Source organism: Streptomyces sp. NPDC051207 (assembly GCF_040682395.1).
Taxonomy (GTDB): Bacteria; Actinomycetota; Actinomycetes; order Streptomycetales; family Streptomycetaceae; genus Streptomyces.
In genome coordinates this window covers 83,018-100,308 of the sequence record NZ_JBFBAX010000009.1, presented here as the reverse complement: position 1 = coordinate 100,308, position 17,291 = coordinate 83,018, and the positions used below count along the sequence as shown (strand labels likewise).

The following is a 17,291-nucleotide window of genomic DNA, read 5'->3' as shown; positions in this document are numbered from 1 at the left end:
CGCCCGCGCACCGGCCGCCCACCGCGCGGACGTCGCCGCCCCGTGCGGCATCCGGGTGCTCGCGGGCGCCGTCCGGCCCCGTCGTCGCGGTGTTCACCCCGGCCGTTCCTACGTTTGCGGTATGACAATCGGACTTAATTCCCGGGCTGTCGTGTCGGCCTGCGCGCTCTGCGCCGCGGGCCTGCTCGCGCTCACGCCCGCGGCGGCGGCCTCCCGCGCGGGGGCGCCGGACCCCGGCGGGCCCGAGGTCCGCACCGCCGCGGGGCAGCAGCCGTCCTTGCTGGACCGCCCCGGCACCCAGGTCCAGCCGCGTGCCGGCGCGCCGAAGGTCCCGCGGGTCTCCGCCCTGTCCTGGCTGGTGGCCGACGCCCGCACCGGCGAGGTGCTCGCCGCCCACGACGCGCACCGCAGGCTCCCTCCGGCCAGCACCCTCAAGACGCTGTTCGCCCTCACGGTGCTGCCGGTGCTGCCCGGAGGGGTCCGGCACAAGGTCGGGGCGAGGGAACTGCAGGGCATCGGCGCAGGAAGCAGCCTCGTCGGCATCACGAAGGGCACCACCTACCGGGTCGCCGACCTGTGGCACGGCGTGTTCCTCAACTCGGGCAACGACGCCGTGCACGTGCTGGCCGAACTCAGCGGCGGCTGGCGCTCCACGGCCGCCCGCATGCAGGCCAAGGCGCGTTCCCTCGGCGCGCACGACACGCGCGTGGTGTCGCCCGACGGCTACGACGCCCCCGGGCAGGTGTCGTCCGCGTTCGACCTGGCGGTGTTCGGCCGGGCGGGCCTGCGCAACGCCGACTTCGCGCGGTACTGCGCCACGGTCCGCGCCACCTTCCCCGGCGGACGCCGGGGGGCGTACCGGATCCAGAACACCAACCGGCTGCTCACCGGCGCCGACGGCGTGGACCGCTACCCCGGCCTGATCGGCGTCAAGAACGGCTACACCTCGAAGGCGGGGCACACGCTCGTCTCCGCCGCCGAGCGGCACGGGCGCACCCTCGTCGTGACGGTGATGAACCCTCAGTCGGGCGGCCCCCGGGCCGTGTACGAGGAGACCCGCCGGCTGCTCGACTGGGGCTTCGCCGCCGCGGGGCGCGTCGAACCGGTGGGCTCGCTGGACGCCCGCAGGGCCGCGCCGCGACCGGGACCACCGGACGCCGCGCCCGCCGTCACGCCCACGCTCGCGCCGGACGCCGGACCGCCCTGGCCGCAGGCCGCGGCGATCACGGGCGCGGCGGCACTGGGCGCCGCCGCGGTGTGGCTCCTGCTACGGGGCAAAGTGCCGCGGCGGGAGGAGGGCTGACCGGTCGGCAGCCGCGGGAGCGGTCGGGTGCACGGCGGTCGGCGCGCCGGCTGCTGTGCCGTCACCGGGGCATGCCCGTCCGGGCCGTGCACGGCGATCCGCACAGGGGCGGGCAGCGGTGGGCGGCCGCGACGCGGCGGGGGGCCGCTCTCGCCTCTTCCGTGCCGCGGGTGGGTATCACCGCGCCGGGCCGTTCGCCCTGGGGGGCAGGTCGTGCTCGGCGCGGGTGGCGGCGACGGACACGGACGGCGAGGGTTTTCGGTCAGGCGTCGGTGTACGAGGGCTGCGGCGACACCGGGTCGAGGGCGCGCACGGGGCGGATCGTGCCGACGGGCCGACCGCCGCCGAACAGCGGTTCACCGGCGAACGCGGTGAGCAGCGCGGGGTCGACTCCGGCGCGGGCGAGGGCGGCGGCGGTGACCGGGACGCGGGCCCGGTTGGCGCCATCGGCGATCTTCACGGCGACGGCCCGGCCGTCCGGCAGGGCGGCGACCTGGACGCCTTCGTAGCCGTCCTTGGTGAGCAGTCCCGGCACGGCCCGCATCAGGGCGGCGACGTCCCGGCCGGAGCCGGAGACCATCTCGGCGTGCTCGCGCATCGCGTCCGCCACCAGGGCCTCGGGGGTCCCGGGCGCGGCGGTGGTGATACGGGCGGCGGCGCGGGCGAGGCCGTGCAGGGAGATGGAGAACAGCGGCGCGCCGCAGCCATCGACGCTCACCTGGGCGACACGCTGCCCGGTGAGGTTCTCGACGCTCTCGGCGACGGCCTGCTGGAGGGGGTGCCCGGGGTCGAGGTAGTCGTCCAGGGACCAGCCGTTGAGCTTGCAGGTGTAGAGCATGGCGGCGTGCTTGCCGGAGCAGTTCTGGGCGAGCCGGGACGGCATGCGGCCCTCCCGCACCCACGCGTCCCGGGCGACCGGTTCGTACGGCAGGTCCGGCACGTTGCGCAGGTGCTGTTCGGTGAGCCCGGCGGCCTCCAGGATGCGGCGGGCGCCCGCGACGTGGCGCTCCTCCCCGGAGTGGCTGGCCGCGGTGAGCGCGAGCAGCTCGCCGTCCAGGGGCAGCCCGGCGCGCACCATGGCGACCGCCTGCACGGGCTTGAGCGCCGAGCGCGGGTAGCAGGCCGCCTCGATGTCGCCGAGCTGGAGGCGGACCTGCCCGTCGGTGCCGAGGACGACGACGGAGCCGTAGTGGATGCCCTCGACCATCCCGCCGCGTATCAGGTGGGCGACGGGGACGTGGAAGGGCTCGCGGATCGGGGGTGCGTCCACGGGGGCAATGCTGTACATGACTGCCTAGGGGTCGAAGGGGTCAAGAGGTTGTCGTGGTCCGCGTGGTCTACGTGGTCCACGTGGTCAACGGGTGGCGGCTGGAGACCGGGGACACGGGTGGCGCGTCACCTTTCCGGCCGGCCCGCGGCGCCTGGACCGACGGACGCCGAACCGGCCGGGAGCTTCTCCCTCCGTCATGCCTCGGGTCCGCCTTCCGCGGGCGCGTCCGTGCTCGTGCGGCGCACGATGGCGGTGAGGGTGGTCTCGACGCGGTCGATGTGGTGGGCCATCGCCCGTTCCGCGTCGTGTGCGCTGCCGTCGACCAGGGCCTCGACGATCGCCCGGTGCTCGCGGTTGGACTGCTCGCGCCGGCCGCCGAGTTCGTTGAGGAAGGCGGACTGGCGGGCCAGCGCGTCCCGGATCTCCTCGATGACCCGGCGGAACACCGGATTCTGCGCGGCCTCCGCAACGGTCAGGTGGAACAGCGTGTCCATCGCGACCCACGCGGTGGTGTCGGTCTCCCGTTCCATCCGGTCGAGCAGGTGGCTCAGGTGGTCGAGGTTGTCCGGGGTGCGGCGGCGTGCCGCGTACCCGGCCACCGGGATCTCGACGTGCCGGCGCACTTCCAGCAGGTCGCTGGCCGCGTAGTCACCGAACGTGGGGTCCTCGACGGCGCCGGCGACGACGAAGGTGCCCTTCCCGGTCCGGGAAACCGTGAGCCCCATGGTCTGCAGCGCGCGCAGCGCCTCGCGCAGCACGGGCCGGGAGACCTCCAGGGTGCGGCACAGCTCCGCCTCGGAGGGGAGCTTGTCCCCAATGGCGTAGTCGCCGCGCTCTATGGCGCCGCGGAGGTGGCCGAGCACCGCTTCCATCGCGCTGACGCGTCGCGGCCCGGGACCACCTGTCTCCCTGTCTGACAGGTTCACGGGGTTGATCCTGCGCGTGGCGTGTGGAGGCTGTCAAGGTGAGCAAGGTCAGGCTCCGGGGAGCCGGTACATGGACTGACTCGTCAATGGTTGACGGTCACCACAGGGCCCCGGCCAGCCAGACACCCGCGAAGGCCGCCCCCAGGCCGGCCGTCACACTCCCCACGACGTTGACCGCGGCGTACCCCGGCGCCCCCTCCTCCGCGAGCCGGAGGGTCTCGTAGGAGAACGTCGAGTACGTCGTCAGCGCCCCGCACAGACCGGTGCCGAGCAGCAACTGGACGTGGGGACTCGTGGCGCCCGCGGCTGCCGCACCGGTCAGCAGGCCGAGCACCAGGCTGCCGACGACGTTCACCGCGAACGTCCCCCAGGGGAGGGCCGAGTCGTACCGCGACCGCACGGCTCGGTCGGTGAGGTAGCGCAGCGGGGCGCCGACCATGGCGCCCGTGACGACCAGCAGCCAGTTCACCTCCGCGTCCCGTCCTCCGTGCCCGGGCCGCGCCGCCCGGCGCTGCCTGCGTACCGGACGACCTCACAGGCGCCGACCGTGACGACCGCGAGCACTCCCCCGAGCCGGGGCAGGAAGCCCCGCGCACGATCCCCAACCCACACGGTCAGCCGCGGGGCCCGGCCGCCCGGTCCGGTCATGACCGCCTCCGCTTCAGGGCGCGGCGGGACACCGTGACCGCGCACCAGACCGCGAGGAGCGCCGCGACCGGTGTCGCGGCGAGGTAGGCCAGCGACGTGGCGACCCTGCCCCCGTCGAGCAGGCTCTGGATGTCGACGGCATACGTCGAGAAGGTGGTGAAGCCCCCGAGCACCCCGGTGCCGAGGAGCGGGCGCACGAGCCGGTGCGTGCCCCGCAGCTCGGTGACGGTCACCATGAGGACGCCGATCAAGGCGCACCCGGCGATGTTCACCCCCAGCGTCGTCCAGGGGAATCCGCCGGCCGGCACGGGCCAGGCGAGGGATGCCGCGTACCGGGCCGCCGCTCCCCCTCCCCCGCCGAGCGCCACCACCGCCACGACCGGCGCCTGCCCGCGCCACGCGGTCCGCCGCGGCACCGCGCGCCGGAGGCCGCCACTGCGGGTTTCCGGGACTGGCATGGTCGTACGTCTCCTACTCGCCGGGCTCCGGGCACGCGCGTGCCCTCCGTCGCAAGCAGGGACCGTTGACGGGACCGGTGCCGCGGTTCGGGTACGGCGGGCCCCACCGCCGCGCCGCGACGGTGATCGCGGCCGGTCAACAGGGTAACGCCGGGCGGATGGCTCGGTCATGCAGGGGAGGGCCGGGGCATGCGGGGGCGGCGTTCGTCGCTCCCGGGCGACCGAGCGGGGACCCGTTCCGTCGTACGGCTGCTACCAGCCCTTTTCGAACGTCCGCGCCACCTGGACGATCCGTACCTCGTCGCGCCGGTAGTGGAGACGGCCGACGAAGCTGGCGGTGTGCAGCAGGCCGAGGGAGGTCAGCAGGCGGAGGTGGGTGACGGCCACCGGGCGGGGCAGCCCGAAGCGGGCGGCGACGGCGTCCGCGGTGGCCCCATGTTCGCCGCGGCCGGGCTCGCGCAGCCACGCGAGGATGCGCAGCCGGGTGTCGCCGACGGGAGTCTTCAGCATCGGATCTCCGTCCTTCGCGGCCTCCTCGTACTGAGTCTTCCCCCTGTCCCGCAGGCGTAGCCGCCGCGTTCCGGACTCCGTGCGCTTGTCCGATACCGGGCTGCTGTGCCGTGCTCCGGAAGGCGGCGCGGCCCGGCCGCGGGTGCGCGGCCGGGCCCGGTGAGCGACGTCAGGCGCCGCGGCTCGACACCGGAGGTGCCGGAGATGCCGGAGACGCCCGGCGGTGCCGAATGGGGCGTACCGAAGGTGTCAGCGGTGGCGGAACCACGACATCGACGTCAGCGCCCTGTCGTCGTAACCGAACAGCGCCTGGTTCTCCCAGCCGTTGCCGGAGGCCGGGTCCGTCGGGTCCCAGCCGTTGCCGGTGACCGCGGTCCAGGTCGCCTCCCAGTAGAAGACGCCGAGTCCGCGGCCGTTCGGGACCGCTTCCACGATGCTGGCCATGTCGTTCATCCACCGGGTCTGACCGGTCGTGGACGCCGGGTAGCCGGGGACCAGCTCGTCGGTCGTGTTGATGATGTTCTCGTGCGTGTCGTCGCTGTCCAGACGGAAGGGGTAGGCCGTCTCGGCGACGAAGACCGGCTTGCCGTAGCGGGCGGCGGCATCGTCCAGGGTCGTCTGGAAGTCGTACAGCGTGCCGTGCCAGTAGCCGTAGAACGACAGGCCGATCGCGTCGAACCGCACGCCGTTGGCGACGGCGCTGTCGAACCACCAGCGGGTGCCCGTGAGGTCGCCGCCCTTGGCGAGGTGCAGGGCGACGGATGTGGACGAGTTGACCGCCTTCACCGCGTTGTATCCACTGTTGAGCAGTCCGGCGAGCTGCGTCCAGTTGTCGGTGGAACCCTCGTTCCACAGCATGCCGCCATTGATCTCATTGCCGACCTGGACCATGTCGGCCGTGGTCCCCTGGGCCTTCAATGCGTTCAATACGTCGTACGTGTGGTGGTACACGTCCGTCTTGAGCTGACTGTACGAATGCCCCGCCCAGGCGGCCGGCTTGGACTGCGCGCCCGGATCGGCCCACGTGTCCGAGTAGTGGAAGTCGACCAGCAGCTTCATGCCCTGGGCCTTGACGCGCTTGGCCATGGCGAGCACACGCGTCTTGTTGTTGTAGCCGTCGGCCGGGTTGACCCACACCTTGAGCCGCGCGTAGTTCATCCCGGCGGACTTGAGGATCGCCACCGGGTCACCGGTCGCCCCCGCACCCGTCCGGTACACGCCGCCCTTGGCCTCGCTCTTGGGGACCGACGAGATGTCGGCACCCTTGATCGACGTACCGGACGTGCCCGGCGCGAAGGTCAGGTCGTCGACATTGATCCAGTTGCCCGCGTTCGCGTCACTGTTGATGCTGATCGTGCACTGGTTGCTGGTCACATTGACCGGCACGACGATCCTGATCCACCCGCCGGCCGACACCGGGAGATCCGTGCGCTGTTCGGCCCCGCCGCAGTTCTTCAGGGCTATGTACGCCGCGTTCTGGCCACCCCCGGAGCGCACCCAGGCGGTCAGCTTGTGGGGGCCGTTGGTGAGTCCGGACAGGTACTGGTAGGTCTCCACCTTGTACGCCCCGGAGGACCAGTGGCTCAGGCGGTAGCTGCCGCTGCGCCCACCGGCCTCGGCGAACGAGGCGGCGGCCGAGCCGTACTCGGACCAGCCGGCCGGGGTGGCCGCGCCGGCGCCGTCGGCCTCGAAGCCGCCGTTGGTGAGCGTGCTCGCCGCCCGGGCCGTCTGGGCGGGCAGCGCGGTGAGGGCGAGCCCGGCCGCGAGCGGCAGCAGCAGGGCCCTGAGAGTGCGTCTGGGATGGAACATCGTCGTCCGTCGTCCCTTCGACGTGAGGGTGATGAGGTGTCCCGCCCCGCGCCGTGTCCTTCGGGTCAGCCCGAAGGACACGGTTCGGCGGCGAGGGTCCCTCCGCCCGCGGCTCGGTTGCCGCGCGGGCGGAGAAGAGTCGCGGCTCAGCCGTCGAGTCGGACGACCCGGACGGCTCCTGCCGGGACCGCGAGGCGGCCCGCGGCGCGTTCACCGGTCAGCAGCTCGGTGCCGGAGGTCTCCAGCGGCACCTTGGCGTCGGTGGCGGTGTGGTTGATCACGAACAGGTAGGTGCCCGACTCGCCGGTGCGGCGGACCACTTCGACGTCGCGGGGCAGATCGGCGCGCGGTGCGACACGCGCGTCCTCGGCGGCCCTGCCGAGCAGGGTGGCCAGGCCCTCCGCCCCGATCCGGGTGGAGACGTACCAGGCGGTGCCTTCGCCGAGGCGGTTCCGGGTGACGGCCGGGTGGCCGGCGGTCAGGCCGTCGGCGTACGTCCACACGGTCTCGGCGCCGCGCGGCACGACGAACTCGGTCCACACGTCGGCGTGGAACTCGGAGCCGTCCGGGCCGGTCAGGCGCACCCGTTCGTCCTTCAGGAGCGGCGAGAACTCCTCGACGGTCAGTCCCAGCACGTCGCGCAGCGGGCCGGGGTGGGCGCCCTCGTGGACGGCGTCGTGCTCGTCCACGATGCCGGAGAAGTAGGAGACGACGAGTGTGCCGCCGTTCTCCACGTAGGCCGTGAGGTTGGTGCCGGCCGCCTCGGTCATCAGGTACAGCGCCGGAACGACGACAAGGGGATACCTCGACACGTCGGCTTCCGGGTGGGCGAAGTCGACGGTGAGGTGGTGGTCGTAGAGGGCTTCGTAGTAGGCGTCGGCGCGTTCGCGGGCGTCGTGGTCCTCGCTGGGGTGCCAGTCGAGGCTCTGCGCCCACCAGGAGTGCCAGTCCCACAGGACGGCCGCGTCGGCGGTGGTGCGGGTGCCGCGGATCTGCGTCAAGGAATCGAGGGACGCGCCGAGTTCGACGACCTCGCGCCACACGCGTGTGCCGGTGCCGCCGTGCGGGACCATCGCCGAGTGGAACTTCTCGGCGCCGCGCCGGGACTGCCGCCACTGGAAGAACATGGCGCCCTCGGAGCCGCGGGCCACGTGGGCGAGGGAGTTGCGGGCCATCTGGCCGGGCGCCTTGGCGGGATTGCGGGGCTGCCAGTTGACGCCCGAGGTGGAGTGTTCGAGGAGCAGCCAGGGCGCGCCGCCCGCGACGGAGCGGGTGAGGTCGGCGGCCATGGCGAGGTTGACGTGGGTGCGGCGGCCGTCGGTGATGAGGTAGTGGTCGTTGGTGACGATGTCGACCTCGCGGCCCCAGGCCCAGTAGTCGACGGAGTCGCACTGGCTGAGCGCGGTCATGAAGTTGGTGGTCACGGGGACGCCGGGTGACAGGCGGTGCAGGATGTCGCGTTCCCTCACGAAGTTCTCGCGCATGGTGGCGTCGGCGAACCGCTTGTAGTCCAGCGCCTGGGCCGGGTTGCCCACGGTCGGGGTCACGCGCGGCGGGTTGATCTGCTCCAGGTCCGCATAGCGCTGGCCCCAGAAGGCGGTGCCCCAGGCGTCGTTGACGGCGTCGACCGTGCCGTAGGTGGCCGCGAGCCAGCGGCGGAAGTGGGCGGCGCAGGAGTCGCAGTAGCAGGCGGAGACGGGCACGCCGTACTCGTTGTGTACGTGCCACAGGGCGAGCGCGGGATGGTCGCCGTAGCGCTCGGCGAGCCGGGTGGTGATGGTCGCGGCGGCGGCGCGGTAGTCGGCGTTGCTGTGGCAGATCGCGGCGCGGGAGCCGAACTCGTAGCGGACGCCCTGGGCGGTGACGGGCAGGGCGTCGGGGTGGGCACGGTAGAACCAGGCGGGCGGGGCGGCGGTCGGGGTGCCGAGGTCGACGCGGATGCCGTTGTCGTGCAGCAGCGCGAGGATCCGGTCGAGCCAGCCGAAGTCGTACGTACCGGGCGCGGGCTCCAGCAGGGCCCAGGAGAAGATCCCGACGCTCACCATCGTGACGCCGGCCTCCCGCATCAGCCGGACGTCCTCCTGCCAGACGCTCTCCGGCCACTGCTCGGGGTTGTAGTCCCCGCCGAAGGCGAGCCTGGTGAGGCCCCTGGGGGCGGTGTCCGGCATCAAGTCTCCCGGGTCATTGATCAATCTGGGAACGTGCACACACCGATTCGGCGGCGCGAGCCCAACATAACCGCACCGCAACAGCCATTGACAAGTGTCCGGGATGTTTCTCTACTGTGAACGCTCACAGAAGCAGGGCACGGTCCCGCACGACGCCGGGGCCCAGGTCAGGGGAGAGATCCATGCCGTACACGAAGCGCCGTCGCCTCGTGACTTCCGCCGTCGCCGTCGCGCTCGGTGCCACCACACTCGCCGCCTGCGGCTCGTCCGGGGAGGACAGCGAGGCCCAGTCGGGTCCCGTCTCGCTCACGTACTGGTCCTGGGCGCCCGGCATGGACAAGGTCGTCGACCTGTGGAACAAGGGCCCGGGCAAGAAGGAGCAGATCACCGTCACGGTGAAGAAGCAGGCGTCCGGCGACACGCTGGTCACCAAGATCCTCACCGCGCACAAGGCGGGCAAGGCCCCCGACCTGGTGCAGGCCGAGTACCAGGCGCTGCCGACGCTGGTCAGCAACGACGCGCTCGCGGACATATCCGGTGAGGTCGGCGACGCGAAGGGCAAGTTCGCCGAGGGCGTCTGGCAGCAGACCACGCTGGGCACGGACGCGGTGTACGCGGTGCCGCAGGACACCGGGCCGATGATGTTCTACTACCGCGCGGACCTGTTCCAGGAGTACGGCCTGAAGGCGCCGGCGACCTGGGACGAGTTTGCCGAGACCGCCCGCACGCTGAAGAAGAAGGCCCCGGACAAGGACCTCACCACCTTCTCCGCGAATGACTCCGGCCTGTTCGCGGGTCTCGCCCAGCAGGCCGGCGCCCAGTGGTGGACGGCCTCCGGCGAGCAGTGGAAGGTCGGCATCGACGACGCGGCGACGCGCAAGGTCGCCGCGTTCTGGGGTGACCTGGTCAAGGAGGGCCTGGTCGACAACCAGCCCATGTACACCCCGGCCTGGAACAAGGCGCTCAACACCGGCAAGCAGATCGCGTGGGTCAGCGCCGTGTGGGCGCCGGGCACGCTGACCACGGCCGCGCCCGACACCAAGGGCAAGTGGGCCATGGCCCCGCTCCCCCAGTGGTCGCGGAACGAGAACCGCACCGGCAGCTGGGGCGGCTCCTCCACCGCCGTCACCACGGACTCCCGGCACAAGGCCGCCGCCGCGAAGTTCGCCGCCTGGCTGAACACCGACGGCGAGGCCCTCAACGCCCTCGCCAAGGAGAGCGGCATCTACCCGGCCTCCACGTCGGCCCAGCTCAGCGGGGCCTTCACCAACCCGCCGGCCTACTTCTCCAACCAGCCGGACTTCTACACCCGCGCCGCCGAGATCGCGAAGACGACGACGCCGTCCGCCTGGGGTCCGAACGTGAACGTCGCCTACACGTCCTTCAAGGACGCCTTCGGCGCCGCCGCGAAGAACAAGTCGGACTTCGGCGCCGCCCTGAAGACGATGCAGGAGGACACGGTCGCCGACCTGAAGAAGCAGGGCTTCGAGGTCGCTCAGTGAAATCCGCAGCACGCCGGGGGCCGTACGGGGTCGAGGGAGCCCCGTACGACCGTCCGTCTCCCCGTACCGCCCGCGGCGGCGCACATCGCGCGCCGTACGTCTTCCTCGTCCCCGCGACCGTCCTGTTCCTGCTGTTCTTCGCGCTGCCGATCGGCTACGCGCTGTGGCTCAGCTTCCGCAAGGTGAAGGTCTCCGGGCTCGGCCTCGGGTCCGGCGCCCGCTCGGAGGTGTGGGCCGGCGTGGAGAACTACACCGCCGCCCTCACCGACGGCGAGCTGCTGGACGGCGCGCTGCGCGTATTCGGCTACGGCTGCATCGTGGTACCGGTGATGCTGGGCCTCGCCCTGCTGTTCGCGCTGATGCTCGACGCCGAGAAGGTGCGGCTCGCCCCCTTCACCCGGCTCGCGATCTTCCTGCCGTACGCCATTCCCGGTGTCGTGGCGGCGCTGCTGTGGGGCTTTCTGTACCTGCCGGACGTCAGCCCGTTCCACTTCGTGCTCGACGGGCTGGGACTGCCGCAGCCGGATCTGCTGGACGGTGGTCCGCTGTATCTCGCCCTGTCGAACATCGCGGTCTGGGGCGGCACCGGCTTCAACATGATCGTCATCTACACCTCGCTCCAGGCGATCCCGGCCGAGGTGTACGAGGCGGCCAAGCTGGACGGCGCCACTCCCCTGCAGATCGCGCTGCGCATCAAGATCCCGATGGTGGCGCCCTCGCTGGTGCTCACCTTCTTCTTCTCGATCATCGCCACGCTCCAGGTGTTCAACGAGCCGACCACCCTCAGGCCGCTCACCAACTCCCTGTCCACCACGTGGAGTCCGCTGATGAAGGTGTACCAGGACGCCTTCGGCAAGGGCGACATCCACGCCGCGGCGGCCCAGGCCACGCTCATCGCGCTCGCCACGCTGCTGCTGTCCTTCGGCTTCCTGCGGGCCGCGAACCGCCGCAACAAGCAGGAGGCAGCACGATGAGTTCTCTTGCCGTCCGCAAGGCGCGCCCCGCCGCGGGCACCGCGCCCGGCACCGCGCAGGCTCCGCCGCCGCGCCACCGGATCGCCCTCGTCCCGACCGTCACGCTGCTCATCGGCGCGCTGTACTGCCTGCTGCCGGTGGCGTGGGTGGTGATCGCGTCGACCAAGTCGGGGCGTGAGCTGTTCTCCACGTTCACGTTCCTGCCGGGCAGCGGCTTCACCGGCAACCTCTCCGACCTCAGCGCCTACCGGGACGGCGTGTACTGGCAGTGGATGGCCAACTCCGCCTTCTACGCCGTGCTGGGCGCCCTGCTGTCCACGGCCGTGTCGGCGTTCAGCGGCTACGCGCTCGCGACGTACCGCTTCCGGGGGCGCGAGACGATGTTCAACGTCCTGCTCGCGGGCGTGCTGATGCCGCCGGTGATCCTGGCGATCCCGCAGTACCTGCTGCTGGCGAAGGCCGACCTCACGGACTCCTACCTGTCCGTGCTGCTCCCGCAGATCCTCTCCCCGTACGGTGTCTACCTCGCGCGGATCTACGCGGCGGCTGCCGTACCGGGCGACGTCGTGGAGGCCGCCCGGATGGACGGGGCGGGCGAGTGGCGGATCTTCACGCGGATCGCGCTGCCGATGATGGTCCCGGGACTGGTGACGGTGTTCCTGTTCCAGTTCGTGGCGGTGTGGAACAACTTCCTGCTGCCGTTCATCATGCTCAGCGACGACGAGAAGTTCCCGATCACGCTGGGTCTGTACACCCTGCTGGAACAGGGTTCCAACACGCCGGCGCTGTACACCCTCGTCATCACGGGCGCGTTCGTCGCGGTGCTGCCGCTGGTCGCCCTGTTCCTCGTCGTCCAGCGGTTCTGGAGCCTGGATCTGCTGTCCGGGGCCGTAAAGTCATGACCATGAGCACAACGGGGGGTCGGCGCAAGCCACCGACGATCCACGACGTGGCGCGCGAGGCGGGCGTCTCGCGCGGCACGGTGTCCCGCGTCCTCAACGGCGGCCACTACGTCAGTCCGGCCGCGCAGGAGGCGGTCAACGCGGCCATCCGCAAGACGGGTTACGTCGTCAACCGGCACGCCCGCTCGCTGATCACCGGCCGGTCGGACTCGGTCGGCTTCCTGCTGACGGAGCCGCAGGAGCGGTTCTTCGAGGACCCCAACTTCAACGTCCTGCTGCGCGGTTGCACCCAGGCGCTCGCCGCGCACGACATCCCGCTGCTGCTGATGCTGGCCGGGACCAAGGACGAACGGCGGCGCATAACGCGCTACATCACCGCCGGGCACGTCGGCGGGGTGCTGCTGGTCTCCAGCCACTCGGGCGACCCGGTCGCGGAGCAGCTGCGCGCGGCGGGCGTGCCGCTCGTCGCGTGCGGCAAGCCGATCGGGCTCGGCTCCAAGGTGAGCTATGTGGCGGCGGACGACCGGGACGGCGCCCGTGACATGGTCCGCCACCTGCTGTCGACCGGCCGGCGCCGGATCGGCGTGGTCACCGGCCCGCTGGACACCCCGGGCGGTGTCGAGCGCCTCGCCGGCTACAAGGAGGTGCTCGCCGAGGCGGGCATGGAGATCGACGAGCGGCTCATCGTGTCCGGCGACTACAGCCGGGCCAGCGGCGAGGCGGGCGCGGAGCGTCTGCTGGCCCGGGCGCCGGACGTGGACGCGGTGTTCGTGGCGTCCGACCTGATGGCGCAGGGCGTACTGACGGCTCTTGAGCGGACCGGGCGGCGGGTGCCGGAGGACGTCGCGGTCGGCGGGTTCGACGACTCACCGGCCGCGCTGGCGGCCCGCCCCGCGCTCACCACGATCCGCCAGCCGTGGGACCGCATCAGCACGGAGATGGTCCGGGTGCTGCTCGCCCAGATCGGCGGCGAGGAGGCGGCGGCGGTCATCCTGCCGACGGAACTGGTGAAGCGGGCGTCCACATGAGGCGGGGCGTCGACGTGAAGCGCGAGCCGCGCCGCCGCAACCGGTCAGTTTTTCGAGAGGCCGTCCGCCGCCGCCCCGTCCTGGCGTGACGCCACGACGCCAACGGGCGTCCGCCTCACGTCTCACGACAGGAGCACGCTATGACCGACGGCCTGAAGACGATCGTCTGCCCCGTCAAGGCATCGACCGCGCGAAGGCACTCTTCGGCGCCCTGCCCGGAGCGGAGCCGTACGCGGACGAGCCGTATCACGTCGGCTACCAGGACGCCGGGCAGGACGTGGGGCCGGACCCCCACGGGCACGCGACGGGCATGACCGGACCGGTCCCCCACGCGCACGTGCCGGACATCCGGCCGGCGCCGGCCGCGCTGCTCGCGGCCGGCGCCGAGACGCTGCGGGACGTGCAGGAGGTGGGCGGCGGCAGGCGGATCGCGTCCGTACGCGGCGCGGACGGCACGCTGGTCGGCCTAGGGCGGGACGCGCAGGCTTGATCCCGGCCCCAGCCGCCACACTTGGTAGTTGCACGGTAAACGAATCGCGTGGACGGTGTTACCGTGCGGGTATGGCAGTGGAAACGGCCGGTGCCCGGCTCGAGGAACGGTGGCGCCGCATTCTGTCGGCGCACGCGCGCACGATGTGCGAGATCGACCGCGTGCTCCATCCGCACGGGCTGGGCGCGAGCGACTTCGAGGTGCTCGACATCCTGGCGACGGCGGTGCCGGAGGAGGGCGCCCAGTGCCGGGTGCAGAACCTGGCCGGGCGCGTTCACCTCAGTCAGAGCGCGCTGTCCCGCCTCATCGCCCGTCTGGAGAAGGACGGCCTGGTGGAGCGGTCCATGTGCCGGGAGGACCGGCGCGGTGTGTGGGTCGCCCTGACCGCCAAGGGGCGTGACCTGCACGCGCGGGTGCTGCCGCTCCAGCGTGCGGCTCTGGAGCGCACGCTCGGCGACGCGGCGGACGACGCGACGGACTGACGGCGACTGGGCGTCGACCGGCTGACAGCGGCCGGACGGCCCGTTGGCCGCACGGCCCGTTCAGGGGCGCGCGAGCAGAGTGCGCACGCCCTCCGACGTCAGGGTGAGCCGGTGCGCGGAGCTGCCGTCGATGGTGAGCGACAGGTCGTCGGCGGGCCACTGGGCGGCGAGCGCGCCGAGCGGCACCAGACGGTAGCGGGAGACGAACGGCAGCAGCCCGGCCATCTCCAGTTCCGAGGTGAACACCGGCACCACCGACTCGCCGCCCGGCTCCTCCAGCACGGGCAGTGCCAGCGCGCCGGGGTCGGCGGCCTCCTCGTCGCCGGCGTCGTCCGGCACGGGCACGAGCACGTCGCTGCTCGCGAGGGTGTCCAGCGCCGTGCTGTCCTCGGTGTTCAGGGCGAGCGCGTCCAGGGCACGCTGGGCGGGCGTGGTGTGGTTGTCGTTGGCGGGTGTGTCCATGGCAGGTCCCCAGGTTGCGGCGTGCGCCTGCCCGGCCATGATCGTCACCGGGCTCGGTCGTGCCTCGCGTACCCGTCCGGGCCCCGGGCAATCATCTGCGGAGCGGCAGGTTCCGAAGGGTCCGCGGACCGGTCCCCCGCGCCGAGCAGCGCAGCGGCGGTGGTGACCCGGATCAGTGGCCGGTACAGGTCCATGACGTGCAGCGCCTTGGCGTGGGAGTCGTCGTCGGCGCCCGCGCAGGCGTCGGCCACGACCAGCACCTCGGCGCCCGCGTCCGCGGCGGCGAGCGCGGTCGACAGCACACAGCAGTCGGTGCTGACGCCGGCGAGGACGAGGCGGCCTCCGGGGCCGGTGCGGTCGGCCAGTTCGGGGGTCCACTTGCCGAAGGTGGGGGCGTCCAGGACGTGCGGCGCCCGGTCGGCGAAGTCGTCGGTCAGCCGCCACAGCGGGGCGTCCGCCGGCTCGCAGGCGAACGGCCACCGGTCGTAGTAGGCCCGCCACGCGCCGGCGGGTTCCCGCGGCGGCACGAACCGCGTGAACGTGACGCGGTCCCCGAAGGCCGGCAGCAGTCGCCGTACGCCCGCCGCCGCCTCGCCGTAGCGCGGGGCCGCCCACGGGCTGCCCGGGTCGGCGAAGACGCGCTGCATGTCGATGACGGCGAGCTGTCCCTCGGTGCTCATACGGCCCTCACCCCCGGCTCGGTCGCGCCGGGTGCCCGCGTCTCCTGCCGGCGGACCCGGTCGCGGCCCAGGAGCAGCGTGCCCAGGAAGCCGGTGGCGAGGGCGGCCAGGACGCCGAGGTTGGCGTAGGCCCAGTCGCCGGAGGTGCCGCCCAGGCCGGACGGGCCGAGCAGATAGCCCTGCCAGGTCAGCCAGCTCGCGGACGCGTTGGTCACCAGGCCCCACCCGAGCGCGGTGGCGGCGATGGTGAGCAGCAGCGGGGTGAGCGGTACGTCGCCGTAGCGGCCCCGCGGTTCGTAGAGGTCGGCCTCGGTGTAGTCGCGGCGGCGCAGGGCGAGGTCGGCGAGCATGATGCCGCACCAGGCGGCGATGGGGACGCCGAGTGTGGTGAGGAAGCCCATGAACGGGCCGAGGAAGTCGTCGGCGACGAAGACGATGTAGACCGCGCCCGCGATCATCAGCAGGCCGTCGGCGAGGGCGGCGACCGGGCGGGGCACGCGCAGGCCCGCGGACAGCAGTGCGAGCCCGGACGAGTAGATGTCGAGGACCGCGCCGCCGACCAGGCCGAGCACGGCGACCACCGCGAACGGCACCAGGAACCAGGTGGGCAGCAGCGTCGTCAGCGCGCCGATCGGGTCGGCGGCGACCGCCTCGCCGAGCGCGCCGGAGGAACCGGCCAGCAGCAGGCCGAACACCAGCAGGAGCACCGGCGCGAGGGAGGCGCCGAAGGCGGTCCAGCCGGCCACGCCCGCGCTGGACGAGGTGCGCGGCAGGTAGCGGGAGTAGTCGGCGGCGGCGTTGACCCAGCCCAGGCCGAAGCCGGTCATCATGAACACCAGCGCGCCGATGAACTGCTGCGCGGAACCGGCGGGCAGGGCGTCGACGGTGCTCCAGTGGACGTGGTCGGCGACGAGGGCCACGTAGCCGACGGTGAGGACGCCGGTGACCACGGTGATCACCGTCTGCAACCGCATGATCAGGTCGAAGCCCATCACGCCGACGACCACGGTCAGCGCGCTGACCAGGACGAGGGCGGCCACCTTGGTACCGGTGCCGCCGCCCCAGCCGAGGCGTCCGAAGACGGTCGCGGTGGCCATGGTGGCGAGGGCGCACAGCACCGTCTCCCAGCCGACGGTGAGCATCCAGGAGATCACCGACGGCAGGCGGTTGCCGCGCACCCCGTAGGCGGCGCGGCTGAGGACCATCGTGGGCGCGGAGCCGCGTTTGCCGGCGACGGCGACGAGGCCGCACAGCAGGAACGAGAAGACGATGCCGATCACGCCGGCGGCGAGGGCCTGCCAGAAGGAGATCCCGAAGCCGAGCGCGAAGGAGCCGTAGCTCAGCCCGAGGACGGACACGTTCGCCCCGAACCAGGGCCAGAACAGCGTGCGCGGGGTGCCCTTGCGCTCGGCGTCGCCGATGACGTCGAGGCCGTGCGTCTCCACCTGGAGCTGCCTCGCGGCGGGGCCACCGCCGCGGGGGTCCGTCGTGCCGTCGCTGTCCGTCATGTCCACCTGCCTGTCCGGACGGGAGGGGGGTGCGCCGGGGGCGCGTCCTTCGTGACTACCCCGCGCCGGGAGGCATGATCCCTTGCCGCGTGAGGAGATCGCCGTCGGCGGCACGGGGCGTCACGCCGGTCGCCGGGAAAGGTTGACCCGACGCATGTTACCGGTAACATC

The 17,291-nt window shown here is 72.4% G+C and carries 15 protein-coding genes and 2 pseudogenes; 7 read left to right on the top strand and 10 right to left on the bottom strand.

The features are described 5' to 3' along the window. The first annotated feature begins 121 nt into the window (after nt 1–121). Nucleotides 122–1,303: a serine hydrolase gene (locus tag AB0M97_RS11845; protein ID WP_365960645.1), complete on the top strand. Its 1,182-nt coding sequence runs from the start codon at nt 122–124 to the stop codon at nt 1,301–1,303. A 262-nt stretch (nt 1,304–1,565) separates the two neighbouring features. Here the strand turns inward: AB0M97_RS11845 and AB0M97_RS11840 are convergent, their stop codons facing one another. The 7 genes from AB0M97_RS11840 to AB0M97_RS11810 all read right to left on the bottom strand — a co-directional run bounded on the left by AB0M97_RS11840 (nt 1,566) and on the right by AB0M97_RS11810 (nt 9,092). Next, nucleotides 1,566–2,591 (bottom strand): asparaginase, encoded by a 1,026-nt coding sequence (locus AB0M97_RS11840; protein WP_365960644.1) that lies wholly within the window; start codon nt 2,589–2,591, stop codon nt 1,566–1,568. 176 nt (nt 2,592–2,767) lie between these two features. After that, nucleotides 2,768–3,445 carry a FadR/GntR family transcriptional regulator gene (locus AB0M97_RS11835; protein ID WP_365960773.1) on the bottom strand — a complete coding sequence of 226 codons (678 nt, stop codon included), beginning with the start codon at nt 3,443–3,445 and terminating at the stop codon, nt 2,768–2,770. 151 nt (nt 3,446–3,596) lie between these two features. Continuing rightward, the gene (gene crcB, locus AB0M97_RS11830) at nt 3,597–3,968 is read right to left on the bottom strand and encodes a fluoride efflux transporter CrcB (RefSeq protein ID WP_365960643.1); all 372 of its coding nucleotides are present in this window, start codon (nt 3,966–3,968) and stop codon (nt 3,597–3,599) included. Nucleotides 3,969–4,143: 175 nt separating this feature from the next. Then, nucleotides 4,144–4,605, bottom strand: coding sequence for a fluoride efflux transporter CrcB (gene crcB, locus AB0M97_RS11825; protein ID WP_365960642.1), 462 nt, complete (start codon nt 4,603–4,605; stop codon nt 4,144–4,146). Between the two features lie 252 nt (nt 4,606–4,857). Then, a complete protein-coding gene (locus AB0M97_RS11820) occupies nt 4,858–5,115 on the bottom strand; it encodes a helix-turn-helix domain-containing protein (RefSeq protein WP_365960641.1) in 258 nt (85 codons plus the stop codon). Nucleotides 5,116–5,364: 249 nt separating this feature from the next. Continuing rightward, nucleotides 5,365–6,924, bottom strand: coding sequence for an arabinogalactan endo-1,4-beta-galactosidase (locus AB0M97_RS11815; protein WP_365960640.1), 1,560 nt, complete (start codon nt 6,922–6,924; stop codon nt 5,365–5,367). A gap of 146 nt (nt 6,925–7,070) precedes the next feature. Further along, nucleotides 7,071–9,092 (bottom strand): beta-galactosidase, encoded by a 2,022-nt coding sequence (locus AB0M97_RS11810; RefSeq protein WP_365960639.1) that lies wholly within the window; start codon nt 9,090–9,092, stop codon nt 7,071–7,073. A gap of 182 nt (nt 9,093–9,274) precedes the next feature. Between AB0M97_RS11810 and AB0M97_RS11805 the strand changes: the two genes are divergently transcribed. The 6 genes and pseudogenes from AB0M97_RS11805 (at nt 9,275) to AB0M97_RS11780 (ending at nt 14,470) form a co-directional block, all read left to right on the top strand. Continuing rightward, a complete protein-coding gene (locus AB0M97_RS11805) occupies nt 9,275–10,594 on the top strand; it encodes an extracellular solute-binding protein (protein WP_365960638.1) in 1,320 nt (439 codons plus the stop codon). Beyond that, nucleotides 10,591–11,568: a sugar ABC transporter permease gene (locus AB0M97_RS11800; protein WP_365960637.1), complete on the top strand. Its 978-nt coding sequence runs from the start codon at nt 10,591–10,593 to the stop codon at nt 11,566–11,568. Before AB0M97_RS11805 ends, AB0M97_RS11800 begins: the two co-directional genes overlap by 4 nt. After that, nucleotides 11,565–12,470 (top strand): carbohydrate ABC transporter permease, encoded by a 906-nt coding sequence (locus AB0M97_RS11795; protein WP_365960636.1) that lies wholly within the window; start codon nt 11,565–11,567, stop codon nt 12,468–12,470. The genes AB0M97_RS11800 and AB0M97_RS11795 overlap by 4 nt, the downstream gene beginning before the upstream one ends. Beyond that, nucleotides 12,467–13,498 carry a LacI family DNA-binding transcriptional regulator gene (locus AB0M97_RS11790; protein WP_365960635.1) on the top strand — a complete coding sequence of 344 codons (1,032 nt, stop codon included), beginning with the start codon at nt 12,467–12,469 and terminating at the stop codon, nt 13,496–13,498. Before AB0M97_RS11795 ends, AB0M97_RS11790 begins: the two co-directional genes overlap by 4 nt. A 140-nt stretch (nt 13,499–13,638) precedes the next feature. Further along, nucleotides 13,639–13,988, top strand: a pseudogene (locus tag AB0M97_RS11785) (glyoxalase). Nucleotides 13,989–14,059: 71 nt separating this feature from the next. Next, a complete protein-coding gene (locus AB0M97_RS11780) occupies nt 14,060–14,470 on the top strand; it encodes a MarR family transcriptional regulator (RefSeq protein ID WP_365960634.1) in 411 nt (136 codons plus the stop codon). A 60-nt stretch (nt 14,471–14,530) separates the two neighbouring features. On the opposite strand, the gene AB0M97_RS11775 is transcribed toward AB0M97_RS11780, so the two are convergent. The 3 genes and pseudogenes from AB0M97_RS11775 to AB0M97_RS11765 form a co-directional block, all read right to left on the bottom strand. Next, nucleotides 14,531–14,932, bottom strand: a complete 402-nt coding sequence (locus tag AB0M97_RS11775) for an SseB family protein (RefSeq protein ID WP_365960633.1) — start codon at nt 14,930–14,932, stop codon at nt 14,531–14,533. Nucleotides 14,933–15,090: 158 nt separating this feature from the next. After that, nucleotides 15,091–15,612, bottom strand: a pseudogene (locus AB0M97_RS11770) (isochorismatase family protein); the annotation flags it as partial. After that, nucleotides 15,609–17,120 (bottom strand): cytosine permease, encoded by a 1,512-nt coding sequence (locus tag AB0M97_RS11765; RefSeq protein ID WP_365960632.1) that lies wholly within the window; start codon nt 17,118–17,120, stop codon nt 15,609–15,611. The gene AB0M97_RS11765 and the pseudogene AB0M97_RS11770, both read right to left, overlap by 4 nt. Nucleotides 17,121–17,291 lie beyond the last annotated feature (171 nt).